Source organism: Kribbella sp. NPDC003505 (assembly GCF_040610875.1).
Taxonomy (GTDB): Bacteria; Actinomycetota; Actinomycetes; order Propionibacteriales; family Kribbellaceae; genus Kribbella.
The window spans coordinates 246971-272060 of sequence record NZ_JBEXNA010000006.1 but is presented as its reverse complement, the minus strand read 5'-3'; the positions used below and the strand labels follow the sequence as shown (position 1 = coordinate 272060).

Annotated in this window: 22 protein-coding genes; 12 read left to right on the top strand and 10 right to left on the bottom strand. The window is 68.8% G+C overall.

Annotated features, from left to right (window positions below):
* Positions 1-75: 75 nt before the first annotated feature.
* The 5 genes from ABZX12_RS22520 (at position 76) to ABZX12_RS22500 (ending at position 5334) form a co-directional block, all read left to right on the top strand.
* Positions 76-579, top strand: coding sequence for a tripartite tricarboxylate transporter TctB family protein (locus ABZX12_RS22520; RefSeq protein ID WP_355695929.1), 504 nt, complete (start codon positions 76-78; stop codon positions 577-579).
* Positions 579-2093: a tripartite tricarboxylate transporter permease gene (locus tag ABZX12_RS22515; RefSeq protein ID WP_355695927.1), complete on the top strand. Its 1515-nt coding sequence runs from the start codon at positions 579-581 to the stop codon at positions 2091-2093. The genes ABZX12_RS22520 and ABZX12_RS22515 overlap by 1 nt, the downstream gene beginning before the upstream one ends.
* A 4-nt stretch (positions 2094-2097) precedes the next feature.
* Complete coding sequence (locus ABZX12_RS22510; RefSeq protein WP_355695925.1) at positions 2098-2532, top strand: EVE domain-containing protein; 435 nt, start codon at positions 2098-2100, stop codon at positions 2530-2532.
* 21 nt (positions 2533-2553) lie between these two features.
* Positions 2554-3855 carry an MFS transporter gene (locus ABZX12_RS22505; RefSeq protein WP_355695923.1) on the top strand — a complete coding sequence of 434 codons (1302 nt, stop codon included), beginning with the start codon at positions 2554-2556 and terminating at the stop codon, positions 3853-3855.
* Between the two features lie 303 nt (positions 3856-4158).
* Positions 4159-5334 (top strand): hypothetical protein, encoded by a 1176-nt coding sequence (locus ABZX12_RS22500; RefSeq protein ID WP_355695921.1) that lies wholly within the window; start codon positions 4159-4161, stop codon positions 5332-5334.
* Between the two features lie 3 nt (positions 5335-5337).
* Here the strand turns inward: ABZX12_RS22500 and ABZX12_RS22495 are convergent, their stop codons facing one another.
* The 3 genes from ABZX12_RS22495 to ABZX12_RS22485 form a co-directional block, all read right to left on the bottom strand.
* On the bottom strand, positions 5338-5715 hold the full coding sequence (locus ABZX12_RS22495) for a hypothetical protein (RefSeq protein ID WP_355695920.1): 378 nt from the start codon (positions 5713-5715) through the stop codon (positions 5338-5340).
* Between the two features lie 37 nt (positions 5716-5752).
* Positions 5753-6064 carry a hypothetical protein gene (locus ABZX12_RS22490; RefSeq protein ID WP_355695918.1) on the bottom strand — a complete coding sequence of 104 codons (312 nt, stop codon included), beginning with the start codon at positions 6062-6064 and terminating at the stop codon, positions 5753-5755.
* Positions 6065-6309: 245 nt separating this feature from the next.
* A complete protein-coding gene (locus ABZX12_RS22485) occupies positions 6310-7107 on the bottom strand; it encodes a phosphotransferase (RefSeq protein WP_355695916.1) in 798 nt (265 codons plus the stop codon).
* A 198-nt stretch (positions 7108-7305) separates the two neighbouring features.
* On the opposite strand from ABZX12_RS22485, the gene ABZX12_RS22480 reads away from it, so the two are divergent.
* Positions 7306-8637 carry a crosslink repair DNA glycosylase YcaQ family protein gene (locus ABZX12_RS22480; protein ID WP_355695914.1) on the top strand — a complete coding sequence of 444 codons (1332 nt, stop codon included), beginning with the start codon at positions 7306-7308 and terminating at the stop codon, positions 8635-8637.
* On the opposite strand, the gene ABZX12_RS22475 is transcribed toward ABZX12_RS22480, so the two are convergent.
* The 4 genes from ABZX12_RS22475 to ABZX12_RS22460 are packed head-to-tail and all read right to left on the bottom strand — an operon-like array spanning position 8568 to position 14954.
* Entirely contained in the window at positions 8568-9812 is a 1245-nt protein-coding gene (locus tag ABZX12_RS22475; protein WP_355695912.1) for an MFS transporter, read from the bottom strand. The two genes, ABZX12_RS22480 and ABZX12_RS22475, sit on opposite strands and share 70 nt — an antisense overlap.
* The gene (locus tag ABZX12_RS22470; RefSeq protein ID WP_355695910.1) at positions 9809-11173 is read right to left on the bottom strand and encodes a GH1 family beta-glucosidase; all 1365 of its coding nucleotides are present in this window, start codon (positions 11171-11173) and stop codon (positions 9809-9811) included. The genes ABZX12_RS22475 and ABZX12_RS22470 overlap by 4 nt, the downstream gene beginning before the upstream one ends.
* Positions 11163-11762, bottom strand: a complete 600-nt coding sequence (locus ABZX12_RS22465) for a YbjQ family protein (RefSeq protein ID WP_355695909.1) — start codon at positions 11760-11762, stop codon at positions 11163-11165. The genes ABZX12_RS22470 and ABZX12_RS22465 overlap by 11 nt, the downstream gene beginning before the upstream one ends.
* A gap of 27 nt (positions 11763-11789) precedes the next feature.
* Entirely contained in the window at positions 11790-14954 is a 3165-nt protein-coding gene (locus ABZX12_RS22460; RefSeq protein WP_355695907.1) for a penicillin acylase family protein, read from the bottom strand.
* A 117-nt stretch (positions 14955-15071) separates the two neighbouring features.
* On the opposite strand from ABZX12_RS22460, the gene ABZX12_RS22455 reads away from it, so the two are divergent.
* Positions 15072-16160 (top strand): aminotransferase class V-fold PLP-dependent enzyme, encoded by a 1089-nt coding sequence (locus tag ABZX12_RS22455; RefSeq protein WP_355695906.1) that lies wholly within the window; start codon positions 15072-15074, stop codon positions 16158-16160.
* Positions 16161-16234: 74 nt separating this feature from the next.
* On the opposite strand, the gene ABZX12_RS22450 is transcribed toward ABZX12_RS22455, so the two are convergent.
* Positions 16235-18316: a DEAD/DEAH box helicase gene (locus ABZX12_RS22450; RefSeq protein ID WP_355695904.1), complete on the bottom strand. Its 2082-nt coding sequence runs from the start codon at positions 18314-18316 to the stop codon at positions 16235-16237.
* Positions 18317-18685: 369 nt separating this feature from the next.
* Here ABZX12_RS22450 and soxR point away from each other — a divergent pair, with 369 nt between their 5' ends.
* Positions 18686-19162: a redox-sensitive transcriptional activator SoxR gene (gene soxR / locus ABZX12_RS22445; RefSeq protein WP_355695902.1), complete on the top strand. Its 477-nt coding sequence runs from the start codon at positions 18686-18688 to the stop codon at positions 19160-19162.
* Between the two features lie 26 nt (positions 19163-19188).
* On the opposite strand, the gene ABZX12_RS22440 is transcribed toward soxR, so the two are convergent.
* Complete coding sequence (locus ABZX12_RS22440) at positions 19189-19773, bottom strand: TetR family transcriptional regulator (protein ID WP_355695900.1); 585 nt, start codon at positions 19771-19773, stop codon at positions 19189-19191.
* Positions 19774-19826: 53 nt separating this feature from the next.
* Here ABZX12_RS22440 and ABZX12_RS22435 point away from each other — a divergent pair, with 53 nt between their 5' ends.
* From ABZX12_RS22435 to ABZX12_RS22420, 4 genes are all read left to right on the top strand, one after another.
* Positions 19827-20720, top strand: coding sequence for an alpha/beta hydrolase (locus ABZX12_RS22435; protein WP_355695899.1), 894 nt, complete (start codon positions 19827-19829; stop codon positions 20718-20720).
* Positions 20721-20883: 163 nt separating this feature from the next.
* Positions 20884-21576: a snapalysin gene (snpA, locus tag ABZX12_RS22430; RefSeq protein WP_355695897.1), complete on the top strand. Its 693-nt coding sequence runs from the start codon at positions 20884-20886 to the stop codon at positions 21574-21576.
* 70 nt (positions 21577-21646) lie between these two features.
* On the top strand, positions 21647-22150 hold the full coding sequence (locus ABZX12_RS22425) for a hypothetical protein (protein ID WP_355695895.1): 504 nt from the start codon (positions 21647-21649) through the stop codon (positions 22148-22150).
* A 71-nt stretch (positions 22151-22221) separates the two neighbouring features.
* Positions 22222-24000, top strand: a complete 1779-nt coding sequence (locus ABZX12_RS22420) for a sialidase family protein (RefSeq protein WP_355695893.1) — start codon at positions 22222-22224, stop codon at positions 23998-24000.
* Here ABZX12_RS22420 and ABZX12_RS22415 read toward each other — a convergent pair.
* On the bottom strand, positions 23984-25012 hold the full coding sequence (locus ABZX12_RS22415; protein WP_355695891.1) for a LacI family DNA-binding transcriptional regulator: 1029 nt from the start codon (positions 25010-25012) through the stop codon (positions 23984-23986). The genes ABZX12_RS22420 and ABZX12_RS22415 overlap by 17 nt on opposite strands.
* Positions 25013-25090: the final 78 nt, after the last annotated feature.

Here is a 25090-nt window from a genome sequence, read left to right as displayed (position 1 = left end):
CGAGCGCAGCGAGGTCATCATCAAGCACAGTGCGATTCGTGCCTCATCCGCGCCCGGAGCGAAGCGAGGACGCGGATGAGCTTGGCCGCTGCCCGGCGGCCGGATCGTGCGCAGTACGGAGTGTGCGGGTTCCTGGCGGTCGTCGGCGCCCTGGTGATCGTCGACGCCGCCCGGCTCCAACACATTGCCAACAGCAACGATCCGATCGGCCCGAAGCCGGTCCCGATCGTGCTCGGCATCCTGCTCCTGGTGGTCGCCGCGCTGTACGCCGTCGACGTCGCCCGCGGCGGCACCGGCGCGGCCGAGGAGGGCGAGGACGTCGACGTCACGTCGCCCGTCGACTGGCGCACCGTGCTGCTGCTGATCGCCGCGTTCGTGGTGAACCTGGTGCTGATCGACCCGCTGGGCTGGGTGATCAGCGGGACGGTGCTGTTCTGGGGCTCGGCGTTCGCGCTCGGCAGCCGGCACCACATCCGCAACCTGGTGATCGCCGTCGCGCTGGCGCTGATCACGTTCTACGCGTTCGCGATCGGGCTCGGCGTCAACCTGCCGGCCGGCGTACTGCAAGGGATTCTGTGATGAACAACCTGATGAACCTGCTGAACGGGTTCGGCGACGTGCTGACGCCGCTGAACCTGCTGCTGGCGCTGCTGGGAGTCACCGTCGGTACGGCGGTCGGCGTGCTGCCCGGGATCGGGCCGGCGATGACGGTCGCGCTGCTGCTGCCGATCACGTACGGACTCGAGCCGGTGCAGGCGTTCATCATGTTCGCCGGCATCTTCTACGGCGGCATGTACGGCGGCTCGACCACGTCGATCCTGCTCAACACACCGGGCGAGTCGTCGTCGGTGGTGACGGCGATCGAGGGCAACAAGATGGCCCGCGCCGGCCGCGCCGCGCAGGCGCTCGCGACGGCCGCGATCGGGTCGTTCGTGGCCGGGACGATCGGCACCCTGCTGCTGGTGCTGGTCGCGCCGCAGGTGGTGAAGTTCGCGATCAGCCTGGGCGCGCCGGACTACCTGGCGATCATGCTGCTCGCGTTCGCCGGCGCCACCTCGGTGCTCGGGTCGTCGCGGATCCGCGGGTTCGCGGCGCTGCTGCTCGGCCTGGTGATCGGGCTGGTCGGGATCGACAAGGTGACCGGCCAGCAGCGGCTGACCCTCGGGATCCCGCAGCTCGCCGACGGTATCGACGTCGTGGTGGTTGCCGTCGGCATCTTCGCGGTCGGCGAGGCGCTCTGGGTCGCCGCGCACCTGCGGCGGAACCCGGGCACGGTGATCCCGGTCGGCCGGCCGTGGATGGGCAAGTCCGACTGGCGGCGCTCCTGGAAGCCCTGGCTGCGCGGAACGGCGTACGGCTTCCCGATCGGCGCGCTGCCGGCCGGCGGCGCGGAAATTCCGACTTTCCTGTCGTACGCGACCGAGAAGAAGCTGTCCAAGCACCCGGAGGAGTTCGGGCACGGCGCGATCGAGGGCGTCGCGGGACCGGAGGCTGCGAACAACGCGTCGGCCGCCGGGACGCTGGTGCCGATGCTGGCGCTCGGCCTGCCCACGAACGCGACCGCGGCGGTGATGCTGGCCGCGTTCACGTCGTACGGCATCCAGCCGGGCCCGTTGCTGTTCCAGCGCGAGCCGAAGCTGGTGTGGGCGCTGATCGCGAGCCTGTTCATCGGCAACCTGTTCCTGCTGCTGCTCAACCTGCCGCTCGCGCCGGCCTGGGCGAAGCTGCTGCAGATCCCCCGCCCGTACCTGTACGCCGGGATCATCTTCTTCGCCTCGATGGGCGCGTACGCCGTGAACGCACAGCCGCTCGACCTGCTGCTGCTCCTGCTGCTCGGCCTGCTCGGATTCGGGATGCGCCGGTTCGGCTTGCCGGTGCTGCCGCTGATCATCGGCGTGATCCTCGGCCCGATCGCGGAGCGCCAGGCCCGGATGGCGCTGCAACTGTCGAACGGCGACGTCTCGGGGCTGGTGGGCGGTCCCGTCGCGTACGTCATCTACGCCGTCATCTTGGTGCTGATCGCCGCGCCGCTGCTCGACAAGCTCCGCCGCCGAATTATGACGAAAGATGTCGCATATTCGGCCTCACAGTAGGTGCATGAACGATCTGAACAGGGCCTGGCTGGGTGTGGTCTCCGCGGACCACACCCGGCGGGCGGTCGACGGCGGTTTCATCCAGCTCAACCACGGCAAGCGGTACGGCGTCGCCCGGCTCCGCAAGGGCGACGGCTTCGCGATCTACTCCCCGACCGAGCGGTACGGCGAGAAGACTCCGCTGCGCGCGTTCACTGCACTCGGAGTGGTCGCCGACGACGCGCCGTACCAGGCCGAACCGATGAGTATGGGCGCGCGCGGCACGATCGAGCCGTGGCGGCGGCGGATCGAGTTCCTGCCCGTACGCCGGGCCGCGCTGCGCGACCTCGACCTGGAGCTCACCCGCCAGGCGAACTGGGGTTACCAGCTCCGCCGCGGTCTCGTCCCGCTCGATCCGGACGATTTCGCGGTCCTTCGGGAGGTGATGTCAATTCCGTGAGGTCGCGTTCGACGGAGGAGTATGAACACGACATTCCGGCGGTTGCTGATCAACACCCTGGTCGCGAACGTGACGACCACGTTCCTGAGCTTCGGCTTCGCGTTCTGGGTGTACCTGGTGACGCACTCGGTGCTCGCGGCGTCGCTGGTCTCCGGCGTCTCGATGCTCATCGGGGCCGCCTCCGGGACGATCTTCGGGGCGGTCGTCGACGCGCACCGCAAGAAGACCGCGATGGCGTTCTCGTCCTCGATCACCGGCGTCGCCTTCGCACTCGCCGGCGTCCTGTACGCCGTGGCCGGCCGCCGCCTGACCGACTGGCACGGGCCGTGGTTCTGGGTGTTCACGCTGCTCGTCCTGGTCGGCAGCACTGCCGGTCAGCTCCGCAGCATCGCGCTGTCCACCGCCGTGACCCTGCTCGTCCCGGCCGACCGCCGCGACAAGGCGAACGGCCTGGTCGGCACGGTCAACGGCGTCGCGCACCTGATCACCAGCGTCCTGAGCGGCCTGTCCGTCGGGTTCGTCGGCATGGGCGGCACGGTCGCGATCGCCGTGGTGTTCACCGTCGCCGTCCTCGTGCACCTGCTGCTCGCGATCCACCTCGACGAGCCGCGGCCATCGCATCACGAGCGCGGCCGGATCGACGTACGCGCAGCGTGGCTGACGATGCGCGGAGTCCCCGGGCTGCTTCCGCTCGTCCTGTTCAGTACGTTCAACAACCTGATCATGGGTGTCTTCATGGCGCTGATGGACCCGTACGGGCTGAACCTGTTCTCGGTCCAGTCGTGGGGCGTGGTCCTCGGCATCACCAGCATCGGCTTCATCGCCGGCGGTGCACTGGTGGCCCGCTTCGGGCTCGGCCGCTCGCCGCTGCGGTTGCTGCTGCTGGCGAACGTCGGCATCGCGGTCGTCGGCCTGGGGACCGCGGTGCGCGAGTGGCAGTCGCTGCTGGTGCTCGGGATGTTCGGGTTCATGCTGGTGATCCCGATCGCAGAGGCGGCCGAGCAGACGATCCTGCAGCGGATGGTCCCGTTCGAGAAGCAGGGCAGGGTGTTCGGGTTCGCGCAGAGCATCGAGACCGCGTCGACCCCGATCGCCGCGTTCGCGGTCGGCCCGGCGGCGCAGTTCCTGCTCATCCCGTACATGGACTCGGCGTCCGGCCGCAGTACGTTCGGCTGGTTGCTCGGCGCCGGGCAGGCGCGCGGCATCGCCCTCGCGTTCGTCGCCGCGAGCCTGTTGATGCTGATCGTGGTCCTGCTCGCCTTCCTGAGCGCGGCCTACCGCCGCCTCAACCTCAACTACCACACCGAGCCCGTCCCCGCCTGACAAGCACCCCACGCGCGAGTGACTACCGCGCGAACGAGGAGGCGACAGGTTCGCGATCTGGCGGCACCACGCCCCCAGGGCTGAAATCCCCCGCAGGCTCCATCGCCGCCTGAACAGCCCACGACGGTCCGCGGCCACCACGGCCCAAGTGCCTGCGATCCCGTCGCGGTGACGTTGCCGAGCTGCCCGGTTCGTCGTCCAGCAGGCCTACTCGCCAACGGCCGTGCCGCGCAGAACCGCCGTCAATCCCCAATCGCTCGGCAGCCGATGTGGGGAAGTGCGGGAACTCGTAGGATCCCTCGCATGCCTAGTGCGACACCGGCGGTTCCTCCACGCCCACTGGAGGTAGGCGACATCGTCATCGCGCCGAACGACCTCCTCGGAGAGTGGACTGCAGCCCAGATCACCGCCGACATTGACCCGGCCTGGAAGAAGGTCGGTGTGCTCGAACTCGACTGGTCCGGTCCCGAACCTGACTCAGTCGACGTACTGCGCGGCACGCGGCCCCTCAGACTCACTCATCACGCCTGGCGCGGAGGGCTGTCACACTGCAACTGCGATTGGGTGCTTCCGCGCAGCTATCGGGTCATCGGCAACCTGCCGCTGCTGCACGACCGGCGCTCAAACAGCTACACCAGTCTGTGGCACTTGGGCGACCAGCTGTTCCACCAGCGAACCTGGGATCGCGGTGTGCGCGATTGGTCCGATCCAGCGGCGCTCGAACTGAGCGGACCCGAGCTCGCCGACGCTCTGTCAGCCGGCTCCCCCGGCAGGGGTAGCGACGTCCGCCGGCTCATGGCCACCGGTATCAAGACCGTCGACGCTGACCGCCTGGTCGACGTCTACCCCAACCTGACCAGCCTGACGCTCGGCGGAAACCTCGGGCAACTGGTCAACGCCGCGAGCCTCAACCGTCTCAGCTCGCTGAGGGAACTGTCCATCAACAACCTGTTCGGCATGAGCAGCGCGGACTGCCTGTTGCCCGACGAGACGCGCGCCCTGGAATTTCTCGGCCTCCATAGCATCCCTCGCGAGTACGCAGTGGCAATGCGCTCACGTTGGCGCGCTGAGATCGCTCACGGCACCAGCTTGGAAATCACCGGTGCGCGCAAGCCCGAGTGGGTCCAGGAGAATCTGAACAACCCGCTGCGTGACTGGGACGGCCGCGACCACATCAGCAGCGCTCGATTCAAGAAGGCGGTCGCCCAGTTCAAGCAGACTCGGCGCGCGATCCTCGCGCTGCTCGACGAACCGGACGATGCGACCAGGCTCGGACGCCTCACCCAGCTCGGCCGCGATTACGGCGCCGCATTCAACCGGCTCGATGGGCGCTCACCGTTCATCGAAACCGAGGAACGCGATGAGCTCTACACCGCCCTCGAAGCAGTCCTCGACGAGTCCGAGCAGGCCACCGGCCGCGCACTCTCGACCGAACGAGCGGCCCTGCTCACCGGAGTGGACGACGTACGCGAGTGGTGAGGCCTAACGTCCGCACATGGCCGCTGTCCGTGAAGCACGGATCTGGCGATTTGCGGATGCTACGAACGACCTACGCGAGAGGTTGATACGAGTCGTGTCGCCATAGAAGATGACTGCCTGTGTGGCTTGCTCCGGGGTCGGCACTGCACCAGCTCGCCACTCACGCCAGACTCTGATGACCTCCTTGGCCAGGTCGACCTCCAAGAGGTAGGCGAAGGCCGGCGCGCTCGGGGCCACGCCGTTGACCGCATCCTCGTTCAGGACGACCGCTTCCGAGTACGCGGTCCAGGGTTTGCGCACGAAGATCGTGGGCTCAACGTCGTACGGGTCGCCGTCCGGAATTCCATCGAGCGTTGCGATCACCTCGACCAGGGTTGCCACGCATCGGATGATGCCAGACGACTGTCCGCTCACAGACTCATGAGTTTCGCCTGCGAGTCGAGCCGAGGCCTTGATCGTCTACCCACCAATAGCCTCCGGGTACTTCGGGAAGCTGACCGGCGAGCAATTCGTCCAGGGCACCCAGAACCTTGCGAACCCATGAACCGAGCGCCGCAGGTGCGTCGACTGGCGGGTCCACGCCGACAGCGGCGGCACGACGCAGGAAGGCGGGATCTGTCACCTCGACCAGGGCGTCGCCGACGATGCGGTCCTGGATGGGCGGAATCGCCGCATGAATGAGTTCGACGATGCGATCGTTCGTCACGTAGGTGTCCAGCGCTGCGTCCACAGCGCCCGTAACCACCAGAGCAGCGCTCAGGGCCCATCGGTCCAACAAGGCGTCATCTTCGACCAGGACCCTAGTCCCGTCTGGGCGTTGAGGGTCGCCCCTCAGTCGTTCTCATGCAACGCAAGCCGTCGGCCGTGGTTTCGCGGAGACGGCCGCCCGTAAGCCCGCGACGGGAATCGTGTAGGTGCGATCGGTGCCCGCCCAGGTCGTCGAGGGCGGCGGCTCTGCTGCCGGCTGGGCATCAGCTACCCCGCACGGCCTTCCAGCCTGCTGGAAAGGTCTTGGAGGCGATTGTCGATAGCAGCGTCGATTGTTCGGCGGTCGCCCATCCAGGGGGCCGCGGCTGTCTGTCCAAGTGACGCCTGGACAAGGTCGCTCAGCACCTGGAGGTGATTTCTCGCCACGCTGAGGAACAGATCCGGGCCGGCCCAGGCCAGGGCACCACCAGCATCGACGTACGCAGCGAGAATTCCCCGGATCCGCTCGGGATCTCCCCCTCCGAAGATGTAGGCGGTGCGGCCTGCCTCCAGGACCGCGCTGTCGGTGCGGACGCTGTCCCAATCCACCAGGACCGGTCCGGACAGAGAGCACACGATGTTGTGGGGCTTGAAGTCGCCATGAGTTGTCACGAGGTCCGGTACTCCGTTGTCGCAGAGCTCGGCGAGGCGCGCGGTGGCGGCGTGGATGAGCGGAAGGCTGTCCGACAGCCGATCCGCCCACCCGACATCCCGGCTTCGTGCCTTGGCGATCCAGTCGTCCCAGACCGCGGGCGGTTTGATCGCTTGCCGCCACCACTCAGGTAAATCTCCTCCGCCGAGTGGCTCCAACTGATGGACTTGTGCCATCGTCCGGCCGAGCCAGATGTCGACGTCGGGCGCGCAGCTCAACGGCTCGATCCATCGGTGGACCCGGAACAGCCGATCCTCAACTCGGGCGGCCCATCCCACCACCGGATCGGCCGGCTCGACCGGCTCCGGCATGTCCAGGCCCGCCTCGAGCGCGCGCCCCTCGAACGCCATCGCGACCGTCAGCTGGTCGGTCACGTCCTGGAGGTATCCCTTGACGAAGTAGCTTCCGGTGGAGGTGTCCAGCCGCCACGCGTCGGCATCGCCGCGCCGGACGTGGGTGAGCCCGCCGTCGGGATTCCCTAGCTCGAACGCGCGCGCAATCTCGTCCGGGGTGGGCGTGAGCAAGTCCGTCTCCAGCGTCGAAGTGTCCCCGGCAGCGTATAGGTTCGGTTCATGGCGGCCGTTGGTGATGACGTCTCGGTGGAGAGCGCGCGGCGGGTTGCCCTGCGGGCGCAGGGGTTCGGCGGTCCGCGCGGGCGTGCGGACGTACGACGGGTGCGGAAGGCGATCCGGCAGACCGGCGTACTGCAACTGGACTCGGTCAACGTGGTGTGCCGCTCGCACTACCTGCCGGCGTTCGCACGGGTGGGGGACTATTCGCGGGCGAGCCTGGACCGGCTGAGCTGGGGCGCGGACCGGGAGCTGTTCGAGTACTTCTGGGGCCACAAAGCGGCTCTGCTCCCCTTGGATGTCTTCCCGTTGATGCGGTGGCGGATGCTGGCCGCCGAGCGACAGGTGTGGGACGACGAGCTGAGCCCAGACGTGACCGCGCCGTGGTCGGTCGTCGCGGGGATGCGCCGGCTGACGGCGGAGCGGCCCGGGTACGTCGACCAGGTCCTGCGGCTGGTGACGGAACAAGGGCCGCTGACTGCGGGCGAGGCGAGCCCGGACGGCGTACGGCGCAAGCGCACCGATCCGCACCCGGATCCGTCCACCGGCACGATGTGGAACTGGCAGGACGCGAAGATCGCGATCGAGTACCTGTTCTGCACGGGCCAAGTGACGATCGCGGGCCGTCGGCATTTCGAGCGGATCTACGACCTGACCGAGCGCGTGCTGCCCGCCGGCGTCCTCGACGCCCCGGTGCCGACCGCCGACGAGGCACGGCGTGAGCTGGTCCGGATCGCCGCGCGTGGTCTGGGGATCGCAACGCTGAAGGAGCTCTGCGGCGGCAGCGGCCAGGCGCACTTTCCGTTGCCTGCCGCAACCGGTCGCGAGGTCATCGCCGATCTGGTCGACGCCGGCGACCTGGTGCCCGTCCGGGTCGAGGGCGTCAAGCAGCAGTCGTACCTGTGGCATGAGGCGGAGGATCGACCGGTCGAGGCGCAGGCGCTGCTGTCGCCATTCGATCCGCTGATCTGGAACCGCGACCGCACACACCACCTGTTCGACTTCTTCTACCGGATCAGCATCTACACGCCCGCGCCGCAGCGCGTCCACGGGTACTACGTGCTTCCGTTCCTCCTCGGCGACCGGCTGGTCGCCCGCGTCGACCTCAAGGCCGACCGCCAGAACTCGACGCTGGTCGTGCCGACCCTCACCGCCGAGCCGGGCGCCCCCGATTTCGTCGAGCAGTTGGCGGCCGAGCTCCGCCTGATGGCGGACTGGCTCGACCTCGAGCACATCGCCGTCCCCGCCGATGGGCGTACGGCGGCTCAGCTGACCGAGCGGATCCGGGTCACGAGGACGCCGGCCAGAAGCGTGACCGCGGACGCCGAGAAGTAGAGCACCGGGTAGCCGCCCAGGTGTTTGACGATCGGCGCGGCGATGACCGGCGCCAGCACCTGCGGCAACGAGTTCGCGATGTTGATGACGCCGAGATCCTTGCCGCGGTCGCGTGCGCTCGGCAGGACCTCGGTCAGCAGCGCGAAGTCCACCGACAGGTACACGCCGAAACCCGCACCGAGGATGATCGCCCCGAGAATCGCGCCCGGCCAGGTCGGCCACACGGCGAGGACGACCCCGGCCGCCGCCATCACCCAGCCGGACGCGGTGACGAACACCTTCCGCCTGCCCGCCCGGTCCGACCACCGCCCGAAGCCGATCGCGGTCACCAGCACGCACACGCTGTAGATCGCGGTCAGGATCAGGACACCCGTGTCCGGGTCGTCGACGCCGACCTTGTCCTGCAGGTAGTAGAAGAGGTACAGCGTGCCCAGCGCGTTGCCCACGTTGAACAGGAACCGTGTCAGCCACGCCCAGCCGAAGTCCGGGTAGCGTCGCGGGCTGATCCAGAAGCCCTTCAGGAACTCGCCGAGCACGAACGGCGGCCGCTCCGTCAGCGGGACGTCGTGGCTACGAAAAAGGTACGGAACGACCGACAACAGCAGGAACGCGGCGCAGGCGAGGTACCCGAGCGTGTAGCTTTCGAACGCGGCTGCGAGCGCCGTCCCGACCAGGGCGCCGAGGACCTGGGAGATGGCGACCCAGCCGCCGACCACTCCACGTTGGGCGACAGGGACCCGGTCCGGTACCACGGCTGTGGCTGCGGCGAGCAGCGCGTTGCCGAACAGCTGCATCAGGCACCAGCCGACGAGCATCAGCGCGATCAGGTGTGCGCCCGACAGAATCGCGAGGCCGACGGCGCCGCCAACGGCACCGGCGATCACCCACGGAACACGGCGGCCGTGCCGGGACGTGGTCCGGTCCGAGAGCGCACCGAAGGCCGGATTCGCCACCACGGACACCGCCGCACCGACGCCGGTCACCAGCCCGAAAACGTATTCCTTGTTGCCCGGCGCAACGGTTTCGGACTGCTTCGCCAGCAGCACCTGGATCGGCCCGAGCCAGGCGGCGAACACCCCGACGTTTGTCAGCACCACAGCCGCCGTCCACCCGCGCCGCACCCGGACGGTCGGCTCTGCCAAGGCGGACGGCACCACGCCGGGCTCGGGAATCATCGCCGGTTCTGGGCGATCAGGGCCTGGAGCCAGAAGTACGACGCTTTCGGCGTGCGCTCCAGGGTCTCGAAGTCGACGTGCACCAGACCGAACCGCTGCGAATACCCGGCCGCCCATTCGAAGTTGTCGAGCAGCGACCACTGGAAGTACCCGCGGACATCGATCCCGTCGTCGATCGCGCCTTTCAACGAACGCAGGTATCCGTCCAGGTAGTCGATCCGGCGCTGATCGGTCACCACCCCGTCGACAGGACCGTCGTTGATCGCGCACCCATTCTCGGTGATGTAGATCGGCGGCAGCTTGTCGCCGTACCGCTCCTTGAAGGTCCGCAGGATCTCGCCGAACGCTTCCGGCACGACCGGCCACCCGAAGTCGGTCGTCGGGTATCCCTCGAGCCGGCGGGGTTCGAACGGCAAGCCGGGCGGCAGCTGAACACCGTCGGTCGCCCCGGTGTCCGGCCGACCGGTGGCGACGCCGACGGAGACCGGCGCGTAGTGGTTGATACCGAAGAAGTCGAGCGGGGCCGAGATCACCGCGAGGTCGTCCGCGACCGGCCCCGGCATCGCGTCGCCCATGCCCGCGGGATACTCGCCGAGCAGGATCGGATCGGCGAACAACCAGTTGACCAGGTTGTCGTAGAGCGCCGCCGCTTCCTTGTCCTCCGCGCTGTCGCTCGCGGGCCAGGTCGGCGCGTGGTTCGACGCGATGCCGATCGTCCGGGCGCCGGCGGCCCGCAGCGCCTGCACCGCGCGGCCGTGGGCGAGCAGCTGGTGGTGCGCGACCGGGAGCGCGTCGAACAGCAGTTCCTTGCCAGGCGCGTGCGCGCCGAGCGAGTACCCCATCAACGTCAGCACCACCGGCTCGTTGATCGTGATCCACAGCGGCACCCGGTCCGCGAAGCGGGCGCCCAGAATGGCGGCGTACTCCGCGAACCGGTCCGTGATGTCGCGGGACAGCCAGCCCCCGGCGTCCTCGAGTGGTTGCGGAGTGTCCCAGTGGTACAGCGTCGGCGCCGGCTGGATCCCGGCGCCGAGCAGCGTGTCGATCAACCGGTCGTAGAAGTCCAGGCCGGCCGCGTTCCCCGGACCGCTCCCGGACGGCTGGATCCGCGGCCACGCGAACGAGAACCGGTACGTGTCCACCCCGAGCTCACGCATCAGCGCGACGTCCTCGGCGTACCGGTGGTAGTGGTCGCACGCCACCGCGCCGGTGTCGCCGTTCAGGATCCGGCCGGGCTCGGCGCAGAACGTGTCCCAGGTGGACGGACCGCGGCCGTCCTCGGCCACGGCGCCCTCGATCTGGTACGCCGACGTCGAGACCCCCCACCGGAATCCGGGCGGAAACGTAAGGTCAGCTGTCATTCGCATCGTCCTCGTCGGGTGTCGTGTCCTGGGCGCGCGGCGGCTCGATCTTCCGGACGACGACCGCCGTGCCGTAAGCGGCCACCTCGCTCATGGTCTGCGCGATCTCGTTGCAGTCGAACCGCATCGCGAGGATCGCGTTCGCGCCCATCTGCTGCGCCATCTGACACATCCGCATCACGGCGACGTGCCGCGACTCGGCCAGCATCTGGGTGTACTCCGGCACCTCGCCACCGCCGAGCGACCGGAAGCTCGCGGTGAAGTTCGACCCGATGTTGCGGCTGCGCACCGTCAGCCCGAAGACCTCCCCGAACACCTGCTCCGCGGTGTAGCCGGGCAGGTCGTTCATGGTCGAGACCAGCACCGGGTACGGCGACCCCTGCGGAGCGACGTGCGGTGCTGTGGGCTGAGCGGGCTGGGCCGGCTGGCTGTAGCTCTGCTGCTGATACCCCTGCTGCTGATACCCCTGCTGCGGGGGACCCTGCTGGTACCCCTGCTGCGACGGACCTTGGTACCCGGGCGGCGGGCCCTGCTGGTAACCGGGCTGCTGCGGCGGATACGGCTGGTTCGGGGGAAAGTTCTGGTTCATGCGCCCATGGTGACAGGCGCCGGGGTGTCACCACCTGAAGACTTGCAGCTCGTAGAGTGAATAGCCGTACGACGTCGCGCGCTGGGTCCCCGTCATCCGCACGAACCGGGCCGGAACGGCGCCGAACCGGACCACGTCCTGGCCGCCGTCACCCGCTGTCGTCGCGTACACCTGCTGCCAGGTCGAGCCGTCCCGGGACACCTCGACCTGGTAGGCCTTCGCATACGCGGCCTCCCAGTACAGCACGACCCGGCTGACCGGCTGCTCGTTGCCGAGGTCAACCTTCAGCCACTGCGGATCGGACCAGTCGCTGGCCCACCGGGTGTTCAGCTTTCCGTCCACCGCCTGGGCCGGCGGCGAGTTGTACCAGCCCTTCTCGTAGCTGCTCGCGGTCGCCGTCTTCCCGGCCGCCAGGTTGCTGACGTCGTCGCCGCGCTTCGCCGGGAACTCGACCACCTGCTGGTACGTCGGCCGGTTGACCCACGCGATCCGATCCTGGGTGATGCCGCCCATCGGGTTGTGCGCGATCTGGTCGGCGCAGAACTGGTCGCCGGCCGCGCAGTCCGCGGTGGCCGGGTAGGTCGTCGACGCCGGGACCTTGATCGCCGCCAGCAACGTCTCGGTGAGGGTGGTGCGGCAGGCGGCCAGTGACCCGCTGCCGCAGAAGGTGACTGGCTGGTCAGCCTGTACCGCGTCGCCGAGGACCTTACGGAGGTCGCGCTGGACGAAGCCCCACCAGCCGCTCTGGAAGGCGGATCCCTGGGCGCTCGGGCGCTCGTCGATCTTCAAATTGGCGGTCAGTGCGCCGTAGAGATCCGGCCCCAGGGCCTTGAACTGTGCGGGGACGAGCAGGGGCCACCATGCGTCGAGGATGCGGATGGCGTCGGCGTTGTCGTACGTGCGGGATGCTGCACCGGGAGTCTTGCGATGCGCGCCGGCCTGTTGCCAGGCGGTCAGTTTCGCGACCGCGTCGGCGACCGCGGGGTCCGTGATCGGTGCGGATTTGAGCACTCTCAGGAGGTAGGGCAAGACTTGGTCGCCGCGCAGGTCGACCGTGGCCGCGTCCTCCATCGCCTCGACCAACTTGCCGCGAGTGAACTTCTGGCCGCTGCCGATGACCGCCTTGATCCGGTCGTCGAGCGGCTGGCTCCGGTAGACCGCGTTGTAGCCCCACTGGCCGTCCGACGCGGAGTACCCGGGCGCCTGCTTGTTGTTCCAGCTGGTCAGGTAGTCCTGGTTCACCACCTGCGGGTGCTGCGCCGCCGGTGTGTACGTCGCGCGGTTCGTGGCCGGGTTCCAGCCCTGCCACTCGTACGAGCTCCAGGTCGGCAGGTTGGGGTCTGCGCCGGCCGCGCGGACCGGGTTGTCACCGGAGTTGAAGTACGCGATCGAGTCCTTGTCGGTGTAGAACCAGTTGAAGGTGTACCCGATGTTCGCGGCGGCCTTCTGGAAGTCGGCCGCGGACTTGACCTTGTCCGGGTCGTTGAACTGCATGAACCCGAGCGCCGACCCGGCCTCGTTGCCGTACGTCGAGCGGTTCTTGGTGAACAGCACCGGCGTTCCGCCGACCGTGCCGCGGTGCGTGACGATGCCGTACTTGGTGCGCAGGGCAACCAGCGTGTACGACCCGGCGGGCTCCGACGAGCCGAGGCTGGAGTACCACGCGTTGTGCCGCTCGAGCCGCTCGATCGGCACGCACTGGCCGCGGAAAACGTAGTATTGCGACGTTTTCGTCGGCGTTCCGCCGTTCGGCTCGCACAGCGGCACGGCGAACGTGTCGGTGATGTCCTGCCCCGCGGACGTGGCACTCCACGAGTAGTCGGGGCCGCGGCCGATCAGCGTGTAGAAGTTCAGGCCGGCGAAGGCGATTCCACGCGAGCTGACGCCGGGGCCCTGCAGTTCCTGGCGCAGCAGCAGTTGCGGCGCGAAGTAGCCGGTCTGCGGGCCGTAGACCGCGATCGGGTGGCCGGACTGGGAGTGCGCGCCGGAAACCAGGAGTGCGTTCGACAGGCCCTTCTTTCCGAAACCTTCCGGAAAGAGTCCGCCGTCGAAGATTCCGCGCAGCCTTTCCGCGTTTTCTGGCGCCGGCGCGGCGGTCGCTGCCTTGTTGACCGTCTGGTCGATCACCTCGGGCTCCGGCGTGACCGAGCCGCGATCCGGCAGTGCACGGCCGGCCGGGTCCGGACCGGTCGTCCCGTACGGGAAGGTCGCGCCGTTGTGCACCGTCGTACTGGCTTCCGGGTCGTTCTGGGAACGGAACGACTCCCACACCTTGGTGCCCTGGGCAACGCCGTACTTCGCCTGCGCCTCGAGCAGCGCCAGCGCCGACGTCACCTCGGAACCGCCGCCGGTGCCGAAGATGCCCGCGACCACGGCCGCGGTGGCGACCACGTCGGTCACCTTCCAGTGCGGCGTCGGCCACTGCAGGCCGAGGGCGACGTACTCACCGGGATATGCGATGCCGACCGTGTCGATGTAGTGGTTGACGCCGTCCACCCAGGCCTGGATGTCCTGCTGCATCTTCACACCGTCGGCACCGTACAAGTCGTCCGCGTCGTCGAACTGCCGCTGCAGATCTGCCTCGGTGTACGGCGCGGTCCGCCAGAACTCCTGCTCGAACTCCCGGTTCGCCGCCGCGCCGCCCGCGAACGGCGTCAGCTGGCCGCGGCCGAGGTGCCGGAACACGTCCATCACGAACAGCCGGTCCTGCGCGCCGGCGTACCCCGCACCGAACATCGTGCCCAGCCGCGTGGTCCCGATGATGTGCGGGATACCGCGCGACTTGTCGCGGACGATCGTCACGTCGCTGCGCGGCTGGACGGTACTTGCCACGTCGTCCGGTTTCACGCCGAACGACGAGTCGTCGAAGTACGGCGCGAGGCCTGCGTCCGTGATGCCCTGCGAGTTCCAGACCAGGTCCTGATACGGCTTCACCGTGTCGCTGAAGTGCGCCGGACGGGCCCCCAACGCCTTGAAAGCAAGGAGATCCGTGAAGGTTGCGTTGCCGTTCTGCCCCGGCGGCAAGATGTCACGGCACTGCTCCAGGCAATAGTCGGTGGGGCTCGCGGCAACGGCTTGCGACGCGAGCTGCGAGGCCGCTCGGGTCGGCACGGGCAGGGCCGCGAGGACGGCGGTGACAGCGGCCGCGGCGGCCGCCGTACGAAGGCGGGTTCGGAGTGCGGGGCGGGGCACGGTCCCTCCTCAGGTCGGTAAAAGTGAGAATGACTCACGAGTAGCTTCGGGTCAAGATCTTGACTGCTCTCGGCCTCTCGCCAATTGCTGTCCGTGACCACTACGCTCGGCAACACCATGAGCATCCACGATCGTTATCGGTTGAGTGTGGTGATCAACGCCAAAGGGACGTACACCCCGCTGGGGGTGTCGAGGAGCCCCGACGGGGTGGCGGCGGCGGTCGCCCAGGCGTTGCCCGAGTTCTTCGACATGGACGAGCTCGGCGACCGGGCCAGTGAGGCCATCGCGCAGGTGACCGGCGCCCAGGCCGGCGCCGTCGTGCACTGCACCGCGGCCGGTGTCACGCTCGCCGCCGCGGCCACGATGACCGGCGGCGACCCCCGGCGTACGGCGGCGTTGCCGGACGCAACGGACATGCACAACCGCGTCGTACTGCCGGCCTGCCACGTCATCGACTACGGGCATTCCAACCTGCAAGGCCTCCGGCTGGCCGGCGCGCAGGTCGACCTGGCCGGCGCCGAGGACGGCTGCACGATCGACGATCTGGAGGCCGAGCTCGACGGCCCGGACGTCGCCTGCCTGATGCTGGTGTCGTCGCGGTTGACGCGCGGCGAGCCGATCGACCTGGTCGCCGCGATCCGGGCCGCGCACCGCCGCGGCGTACCGGCGATCATCGACGGCGCCGCGCAGTTCCCGCGGATCGCGGACCTGCTCGCGACGGGTGCGGACCTGGTGCTGGTGAGCGGGCAGAAGTACCTCGGCTCGCCGACCGCCGGGCTGGCGGCCGGGAGCTGGAGCCTGGTGCAGGCGCTGCGGGCCCAGGAGAAGGGCATCGGGCGGGTGATGAAGCCGACGAAGGAGGCGATCGTCGGCGTTCTCGCGGCCCTCGAGGAGTGGCAGGCGTTCGACCGGGTGAAGTGGGAGGCCGACGAGCTCGCCAAGGTGGACGCGTTCGTCGACGCGGCCTCGCGGATCCCCGGCATCACTGCCGTGGCGGTGCAGGATCCCACCGGCCTGCAGGTGTCCAGGGTCCAGCTGACGGTCCCGGACGCGAAACGCGTCGCCACCGAGCTGGAAGCCGGCACACCACCGATCTACGTGATGACCGACCGCATGGCCGAAGGCGAACTCATGCTGGAGCTCGTCCCACTCGACACCGAAGAGATCGCTATGATCCTCGCCCGCCTCTGGGCCGTCCTGACCTGAAACAAGAAATGGTGGGCTGAGACAGGTCATTGCCTGTCTCAGCCCACCATTTGTGGGTCTCAGCCCTACGTTCCTTAGTGCTGGTAGGACTTTCCGTCGGTCCGACGGGGGCCACCGTTACTGCGGCGCGGGCCGCTGCCGCCACGGCTGTCGTGGCCGCGACCGGGGCGGCTGCTGCCGAACCGCTTGCCGCCCTTGCTGAAACGCTGCGGCTTCGGCGCCGGGAGCTTGACCGGATAGCCAGAAGGCTTGCTGCCGCCGGTCAGCTCGGTGACCAGCTCGTCGCCCGGACGGGCCCGAACGGGCTCGGCCTTCACGCCGGCCGTCTCGGCCATCCGGATCATCCCGCGGCGCTGGTGCGGCAGAACCAGCGTGACGACGGCACCCTTGCCCCCGGCGCGCGCCGTACGACCGGCGCGGTGCAGGTAGTCCTTGTGCTCGGCGGGCGGATCGGCCTGGACGACCAGGCCGACGTCGTCGACGTGGATACCGCGGGCCGCGACATCCGTGGCCACGAGCACCGGAACAGAGCCGTCCTTGAACTGCTCGAGCGTCCGGTTCCGCATCCCCTGCGTGAGGCCGCCGTGCAGGGCCGCGGCCATCACGCCACGGTCGCGCAGCTGCGTCGCGATCCGGTCGGCGCCCAGCTTGGTGCGGACGAACACGATCGTCCGGCCGTCACGGCTGGCCAGCTCCGCGGTCAGCGACTGCTTGTGCGCCGGCTCGATGACGAGCAGGTGGTGCTCCATCGTCGTGACGGTCGCCTGGCCGGACTCGGTCGAGTGCTGCACCGGGTCCTTCAGGTACGTCTTCACGATCGTGTCGACGTCGTTGTCCAAGGTCGCGGAGAACAGCAGCCGCTGGCCCTCGGGCGGGGTCATGTCGAGCAGCGTGGTCACGGCCGGCATGAAGCCCATGTCGCACATGTGGTCGGCCTCGTCGAGGACCGAGATCTCGACCGCGCCGAGGTCCGCCGCGCCCTGCTCGCACAGGTCGATCAGGCGGCCCGGGGTGGCGATCAGCAGGTCGACGCCGCGGCGCAGCGACTCGATCTGCTTCGGGTACGGCAGGCCGCCGGCGATCAGCTTCAGCGACACGTTCATCACGTGCGCGAGCGGCTCGAGGGCGTCGTGCACCTGCATCGCGAGCTCACGGGTCGGCACCAGGATCATGCCGCGCGGACGGCGCGACTCGGTCCGGCCGCCGGCCAGCCGCATCAGCGTCGGCAGACCGAAGCCGAGCGTCTTGCCGGAACCGGTCTGACCGCGGCCGAGCACGTCCTTGCCGGCCAGCGCGTCCGGGATGGTCGCGGCCTGGATCGGGAACGGCGCGGTGATCCCGTCCCGGGCCAGCCGCTGCACGAGCCGCGGCGCCAGCCCGAGCGCGGCAAACTGGTTGTCCTCGGCAACAGTACCGAGGTCCACCGGCTGCTCCGCCCGCTCGCTCCGCCGGTCGTCCCGCTGCACTCGCTCGTCCCTCCGATAGCTCTTGTCGTCCCGCTCGAAACGGGGCCGGTCCTCCCGGCTGTACTGCGACCGGTTGTCCCGGTTGTCCCGGTTGTACTGCGGACGGTCATCGCGGTCGAACCGCGGCCGCTCGTCCCGGTTGAACCGCGGCCGGTCGGTCCGCTCACCCTGCGAACGGTCGTCCCGCCGGTACGACGAACGCTCGTCGCGGTTGTACTGCGGACGGTCGTCGCGGTTGAAGCGCGGACGCTCGTCACGGTTGTACTGCGGACGGTCATCGCGGTTGAAGCGCGGACGCTCATCGCGGTTGTACTGCGGACGGTCGTCCCGGTTGAAGCGCGGACGCTCGTCACGGTTGTACTGCGGACGGTCGTCCCGGTTGAAGCGCGGACGCTCATCGCGGTTGTACTGCGGACGGTCGTCCCGGTTGAAGCGCGGACGCTCGTCACGGTTGTACTGCGGACGGTCGTCGCGGTTGTACGGACGGTCGTCGCGGTTTCGCTGGCCGCGGTCGGGGCGGGGCTGCTCGGTGCGGTAGCCCTTCACCGGCGCACGGTCCGCGCGCGGTGCGTCGTACGTCGCATCCGCGGCCATCCGCTCGCCGTACGACTGGTTCTGGTGCTTCTTGTGCCGGGGCTTCTTGATCCGCCCGTCGGCGGACTCGGGGTCGTGCTGGTGGTGCTGGGTCACGCAAACTCTCTCTCGGATTCACGGACGATTGGCGCCGGATCGCAGCCGCACGTGAGCGCCGGTCACGAAACATGACCGGACAAGCTACGTACTTCAGCAGGAGACGGGCATCGACCTGCGGGTGCTATCGCGTTGCACCCATGTCGCCGGGATCTTCAGCCGGATGCTGAAACCGACGGGTCGGAGCGCCTGGGAACATCTCTGGTGACGCGACGCGCGCACCGACACCAGAAAAGTATAACCGATCGTGACGACCGCCCCGACCACCCGCCGCGGACCAGACCACCTGCCCAACTGGTGCTCTCGGCACCCGTCGCCCCACAGTTCAAGCGTGGTTGAGTTTTTGGAATGCCGTCCTAGGGTGGCGGTATGGGAGAGGAGAACGTCCCCAGCAAAGAGCATTGGCTCTCGATCGGGGAGATCGCGCAGCGGTCCGGGGTGGCGGCGTCGGCGTTACGGTTCTACGAGGATCAGGGCTTGATCGCGTCCCGGCGGACGGCCGGCAACCAGCGGCAGTACCAGCGCAGCACGCTGCGGCGGATCGCGTTCGTGCAGGCGGCGCAGCGGGTCGGTCTCGCGCTCGCCGAGATCAAACAGGCGCTGGACTCGCTCCCCGAGGACCGGACGCCGACGCGCGCCGACTGGAGCAAGCTCTCGAAGTCCTGGCGCAGCCGTCTGGACGAGCGGATCTCCGAGCTCGAACGGCTCCGTGACGACCTCGACTCCTGTATCGGGTGCGGCTGCCTCAGCCTCCAGCGCTGCAACCTCTACAACAAGGAGGACCGCCTCTCCACCCGCGGACCCGGCGCCCGCCTGCTCAACGTCGGCATCCCCGGCGAGGCCTAGGGCATGTCTGATAATCCAGACATGCCCTAACTCAGGAACCCACGCTCCACCACGTCGACCAGCAGCTCGGCGGCGGCCGCTGCGTCGTACGCCGGATCGGCGAGGGACTCGGCCACGATCGCGTCGATCCCGCCGCCGATCAGCAGCGCGGCGGACCGCAGATCCATCGGCTCCGTCAACCCCCGGGCAGCACGGGCCGCGGACAGCAGGTCCGCGACCGCGGACCAGCGCGCCGTCGAATCGGTCAACGGCGCGACCGACGTCATCGCCTCGATGAGCATCCGCACGTGCCGCGGCCGCTCCCGGAGGTGCCCGACCATCGACCGGATGTACGCCGATGGGCCGTCCGCCGGGCCCGCCGCGTCGACGGCCGCGCCGACCGTCGCCACCAGCGCCGACAGGACGTGCTGATAGGCAGCCTCGACCAGGGCCTGCCTCGACGGGAAGTGGTACAGCACGCCGGCCTTCGTGATCCCGGCGCTCTCCGCGATCCGCCCGAGCGACGCCGCGGCGTACCCGCGATCGGCGACCAGCTCGATCGTGACATCGACCAGCTGCGCCCGGCGGGCCTCCTCGGTGAACGTGAGGTTCCGGCCGCGCGCTGAAGGCATGGCCTCAACTTACCGTAGGGTGGGATTACCTACCAACTGGTTAGGAGACGCCGATGCCCAAGAATCCGGTCGGTCACTGGAACAGCGCTGCCGGGTACGACGACTACCTCGCGAAGTACGACGCGGCGATGCGGGACGTGCCTGCTCCGGCAGCGGCACACGACCTTCGCACCGAGTACGGCGTCGTCCGCGTGTACCGGTTCGCGGGTGCCAAGGGGTACCGGCATCCCCTGGTGCTGCTGCCCGGAACCTCGTCGGGCACGCCGGTGTGGGCCGCCAACCTGAAATCGCTGCTCGCGATCACCGACGTCTACGCGATCGACCTGCTCGGCGAACCCGGGATGAGCATCCAGGGCAAGCCGATCACCTCCGACGCCGACAAGGCCGCCTGGCTGGACCAGACGCTGGCGGCCCTGCCGGAGCAGCGATTCAACCTCCTCGGCCTGTCCATCGGCGGCTGGACCGCGATGAACCTCGCCGTCCGGCGCCCCGACCGGATCGCGACGGTCACCACCCTGGACGCGGTCTACGTGTACGACGGATTGCCACTCGCGGTCGTGATCCGCTCACTGCCGGCCACGGTGAAGTGGCTGCCGCGCTCGTGGCGGGACAGTTTCAACTCCTACACCGCCGGCGGCAAGCCGGTCGAGCACGTGCCGGTGGCCGACATGATCGAGTCCGGCATGAAGAACTACACGATGCGCCAGCCACAGCCGCACCGGATCACCGAGGAGCAACTGGCCGGGCTGCCGATGCCGGTGCTCGCGATCATCGCCGGGCGTTCGGTGATGCACGACCCGGCGAAGGCCCGCAGTACCGCTGAGCGTGCGTTGCGTACGAAGACCGTCGCGTTCTACCCGGACGCGTCGCACGCGGTCAACGGCGAGTACCCGGACCGGGTCGCGGGGGACCTGCGCAGCTTCCTGGACACCCACGACGCCCCATAACCACAAAGCTATGGGCGGCATAGAACGATCGGCCCGGTTCGCGGGTTAACCCGAGGGTTTTCCGCGATCCGATGCGAAATCCGGTGAGTCTTGGCAGCATCCGTTGGTAGCGATCGGTGATCCACCCGTCGCTATCCGCCACCGATTCGGAGTGAGGCCCTCCATGTCGCATCGCCGTATCCTGACCAGCTTCGCGGGGCTCGCCGCCGCCGCGCTGGCCGTGCCCGCGTTGGCAGCGTCCCCCTCGACTGCCGCGCCGGCCACCGACCACACCGTCTCCGCTGTCTCTACCGCCGCCACCCGGGCGGCCTACGTCGGTTCCCCGCAGGACGAAGCCGCCACCAAGGCGTTCTACGACGCCGTCATGAAGTCCGCGCGGGCCAAGCTGGCGCAGCAGGCGAAGGCCGGCCGCAAGGTCACCGCTGTGACCGTCACGTACGCCGTCGACGCGCCGACGTTCGCGTCGCAGATCTCCTCCAGCACGCAGATCTGGAACTCGTCGGTGAGCAGCGTGAAGCTCGTCGAAGGCAGCAACTACGACTTCTACTACACCGAGGGCAACGACCCGCGCGGTTCGTACGCGTCCACCGACGGGCACGGCAGCGGGTACATCTTCATCGACTACGCGCAGTCCCAGCAGTACGACAAGACCCGCATCGTCGCCCACGAGACCGGCCACGTCCTCGGCCTGCCCGACCACTACTCCGGCCCCTGCTCCGAGCTGATGTCGGGCGGCGGGCCCGGCCCGTCCTGCACCAACCCCTACCCGGACTCGACCGAGCGCTCGAAGGTCAACCAACTCTGGGCCAACGGCTTCGCCGCCGCCGGCACCGCGGCCTTCCACACCTCCAAGTAGTCCCCCGAGTCCTCCGGCCCGGAGCCGCCCGGCAGGGGACGGCACCGGGCCGGAGCTTTTACTCTGAACCATGCGGAGATGGGCTGGGGCCGCGGCCGCGGCAGTCGTCGGTACGTCGACACTGACCGGCTGCGGGGTGCCTCCGGGCGGGATCGTCGGCGTGACAGTCGACGCCCAAGGTCAGCCGTTGATCGTCGTCCAGATGTGCGAGGGCCACATCGACGGAGCGAGCATGTACCTGCGGGATCCACGTCCCGAGCCGGAGACGCCCGAGGACAAGGCCATGGGCCGCTGGGAGGTCACGCCGGCCGTCGCCGGGTTTTCGCAGTTCACGCTGACCGCCGGTGAGAACGGGTGGCGCCTGATCGGAACTCTCGCGCGCCGCGATCCGGCCACGCGGTACACGATCTACGGGTGGACGCATGACAGCAGCTGGTCGGCGAGCCACGTGGAGTTCGCCGAGCAGGACCTCGCGCGGCTCCAACTGGGCACGGTGTGGGTCGGCACCGACAATGAGCGGCACATCGAGTCGCTGACCGACTTCCGGACGAAGACCTGCGAGCACTGGATGTGAGGACATAGGACGTACTACGACACGCCGGAGAACCCGTCGACTCGCGTCGGTTCTCGCGAAGACTGGTGCGCATGAGATTCCGCCGGGTGGTGCTTGCGCTTCTTGTGGTGGTCATGGGCTGTCTGACAGCTCCGGCGTACGGCGCAGGTCTGGAGGGAAAGGCGATCCTGTCGCCCGGAACCGCGGGGTACACCTGTTTCCGGATCCCGGCTCTGGTGCGCGGGAACGACGGCACGCTCGTGCTGTTCGCCGAGGGCCGGAAACCGACCTGTGGCGACCTCGGCACGCACGACGTCGTGATGGTTCGCTCGACGGACGGCGGCGCGACCTGGAGCGCGCCGCAAGCCGTGCACGCGGGTGTGGACTCGACCGCGCACAACCCGGCCGCGATCGTCGACGCCGACACCGGCCGGATCACGTTGCTGACCACGCGCGACTACAACACGGTGTGGGCGCAGTACAGCGACGACAACTGGGCAACCTGGAGCGCACCGCGCGAGATCACCAGCAGCGTGAAGTTGCCGGAGTGGAGCAGTTACGCGACCGGTCCTTCGCACGGCATCCAACTGCGACGCGGACCGCACGCCGGCCGGTTGGTCGTCGGCACGCATTACTCCACCACTGACGGCGACCACAAAGGCGGGGCTCTCGTCTACAGCGACGACAGCGGTACGACGTGGCACCTCGGAGCACACGACAACTCCGCGGATCCGGCCCTCCGCGTCCAGGAGCTGTCCGTTTTCGAGCGCCCGGACGGCTCCCTGTTCGCCTTTGCCCGCGACGAAGGCGGCACCAACCCGTCCACGGTCGCGTCGGCCGTGTCGAGCGATGCCGGACAGACCTTCTCCACCGGCTTCCACGCCGACGCCGCGGAGCAGAGTCTCGCCGTACCGACCGTGCAGGCGTCGACGCTCGAGCTCAGGGCGACCGATCGCGGCGACCGCTACAACCGCGTGCTGCTCGCCACGGAGACCCGCCAAGGGACGACCCGGGAGAACCTCACGATCCGCTCCACCTTCAAGGGCGGCACGGAGTGGGTCGACCCCGGTGGCGGCACGGTCGTCTACAGCGGCATGGCGGCGTACACCGACATGACCCGGATCAACGACAGCACCGTCGGTCTCGTCTACGAGCGCGCCGCCAACTGGTCGCACGGGTACATCTGGTTCACGACCTTCACCGAGTCCGACCTCGGTCTGCCCGACGGCAACACCGCCGGCGTACCCACCACACCCGATGCCTCCGGCAACAACCTCGACGGCTACCTGCGCGGACCGGTGCCGGTGGCCGGCAAGTTCGGTACGGCGGTCGCGCTCGACGGCGCCGACGACTACGTGCAGCTCCCGTTCGCGGAACAGCTCGCGGTGAGCAGCGGCGACTTCACCTGGACCGGCTGGTTCAAGTACGGCGCCAGCACTGCTGACCAGCCGCTGCTGTGGGCCTACAACCAGGGCGACGTCTACTCCCAGCTCTGGCTCCGCGCGGAACCGTCCAAGAACCGGCTGCGCGCTCTCGCCCAGAGTGGCGAGACCGCGATCACCCTGCAAACCGGGAAGCCCTACAACGACCAGGCCTGGCACCACTTCGCCCTGAGCCGCCAAGGCGGCGCCTTCACCCTGTACGTCGACGGCGTGGCAGCAGCCAGCGCTACGGGCAGCATCGGATCGGTCAGCCCCAAGCGTCCGTTCCAGATCCACTTGGGGCAGCGCCTGGACGGTCTGCAGAACCTCAAGGGCGCGCTCGACGACTTCAGGCTCTACACACGCGCGTTGACGCCGACAGAGCTCTCCGAGATCTACACCAGCAACGCGACGACGGCCCCCGGCTTACGGCTCAGATACCCGTTCTGACCGGGCCGGTAGACCCACGGACGACGAGCTCCGGGCGGAACAGGAACTCGGTGTGAGGTGTGGTGTGCCCGCGGACTTCTTCCAGCAGGGACTGGACCGCGGCCAGGCCCATCGCGTGCACAGGCTGGCGGATCGTGGTCATGGGCGGGTCGGTGAACTCCATCATCGGCGCGTCGTCGTACCCCACCACCGAGACGTCCCCGGGCACGGTCAGACCGCGCTGCCGGGCGGCGCGGATGACGCCGAGCGCCATCATGTCCGAGCCGCACACGACCGCGGTCACGCCGGCGTCCAGCAACTGCCGGCCGGCCGCCTCGCCACCCTCGACACCGAACATGCTCAGCGCGACCATCGGGTTCAGGTCCTCGTCCGGCAGCCCCAGCTGGGCCTTCATCGACGTCCGGTACCCGGCCAGCTTCCGCTGGACGACGATGAACCGCTCCGGACCGGACGCGAACCCGATCCGGCGGTGCCCGAGAGCTACCAGGTGCGAGACCGCCAGCTCCATCGCGGCGTACTCGTCCGAGGACACGAACGGCGCCTCGACCGACGGCAGCCAGCCGTTCACGAACACCACCGGCAAGCGGCGCTCGACCAGCAACTGGTACCGCTCGTGGTCCGCGCCGGTGTCCGCATGCAGGCCGGACACGAAGATGATCCCGGAGACGCCGCGCTCGAGCAGCATCTCGACGTACTCCTCCTCCGTGGCCCCGGACGGCGACTGCGTGCACAGCACCGGGGTGTACCCGCGCTGCGACAACGCCGACTCGATGACCTGGGCGAACGCCGGGAAGATCGGGTTGATCAGCTCCGGCATCACCAGCCCGATCAGCCCCGCCGACCGCCGCCGCAACCGCGACGGCCGCTCGAAGCCCAGTACGTCGAGGGCAGTCAGGACCGACTGCTTGGTGTCGTCGGCCACCCCCGGCTTCCCGTTCAGCACTCGCGAGACCGTCGCCTCACTGACCCCCGCCTTGGCCGCGATGTCCGCCAGCCGTGCTCTGCTGCTCACGCCCGGCACTGTACCCAGCCACCTCTGACTTTTCAGCAAGATCCTGCAAGAACTTGCAGGCTGCACACAGGTGTCCAC

Bases quoted from the DNA above. Each gene is read 5' to 3' on its own strand.
- ABZX12_RS22520 (WP_355695929.1), top strand. From the start codon at position 76: ATGAGCTTGGCCGCTGCCCGGCGGCCGGATCGTGCGCAGTACGGAGTG.
- ABZX12_RS22515 (WP_355695927.1), top strand. From the start codon at position 579: ATGAACAACCTGATGAACCTGCTGAACGGGTTCGGCGACGTGCTGACG.
- ABZX12_RS22510 (WP_355695925.1), top strand. From the start codon at position 2,098: ATGAACGATCTGAACAGGGCCTGGCTGGGTGTGGTCTCCGCGGACCAC.
- ABZX12_RS22505 (WP_355695923.1), top strand. From the start codon at position 2,554: ATGAACACGACATTCCGGCGGTTGCTGATCAACACCCTGGTCGCGAAC.
- ABZX12_RS22500 (WP_355695921.1), top strand. From the start codon at position 4,159: ATGCCTAGTGCGACACCGGCGGTTCCTCCACGCCCACTGGAGGTAGGC.
- ABZX12_RS22480 (WP_355695914.1), top strand. From the start codon at position 7,306: ATGGCGGCCGTTGGTGATGACGTCTCGGTGGAGAGCGCGCGGCGGGTT.
- ABZX12_RS22475 (WP_355695912.1), bottom strand. From the start codon at position 9,812: ATGATTCCCGAGCCCGGCGTGGTGCCGTCCGCCTTGGCAGAGCCGACC.
- ABZX12_RS22470 (WP_355695910.1), bottom strand. From the start codon at position 11,173: ATGACAGCTGACCTTACGTTTCCGCCCGGATTCCGGTGGGGGGTCTCG.
- ABZX12_RS22465 (WP_355695909.1), bottom strand. From the start codon at position 11,762: ATGAACCAGAACTTTCCCCCGAACCAGCCGTATCCGCCGCAGCAGCCC.
- ABZX12_RS22455 (WP_355695906.1), top strand. From the start codon at position 15,072: ATGAGCATCCACGATCGTTATCGGTTGAGTGTGGTGATCAACGCCAAA.
- soxR (WP_355695902.1), top strand. From the start codon at position 18,686: ATGGGAGAGGAGAACGTCCCCAGCAAAGAGCATTGGCTCTCGATCGGG.
- ABZX12_RS22440 (WP_355695900.1), bottom strand. From the start codon at position 19,773: ATGCCTTCAGCGCGCGGCCGGAACCTCACGTTCACCGAGGAGGCCCGC.
- ABZX12_RS22435 (WP_355695899.1), top strand. From the start codon at position 19,827: ATGCCCAAGAATCCGGTCGGTCACTGGAACAGCGCTGCCGGGTACGAC.
- snpA (WP_355695897.1), top strand. From the start codon at position 20,884: ATGTCGCATCGCCGTATCCTGACCAGCTTCGCGGGGCTCGCCGCCGCC.
- ABZX12_RS22425 (WP_355695895.1), top strand. From the start codon at position 21,647: ATGCGGAGATGGGCTGGGGCCGCGGCCGCGGCAGTCGTCGGTACGTCG.
- ABZX12_RS22420 (WP_355695893.1), top strand. From the start codon at position 22,222: ATGAGATTCCGCCGGGTGGTGCTTGCGCTTCTTGTGGTGGTCATGGGC.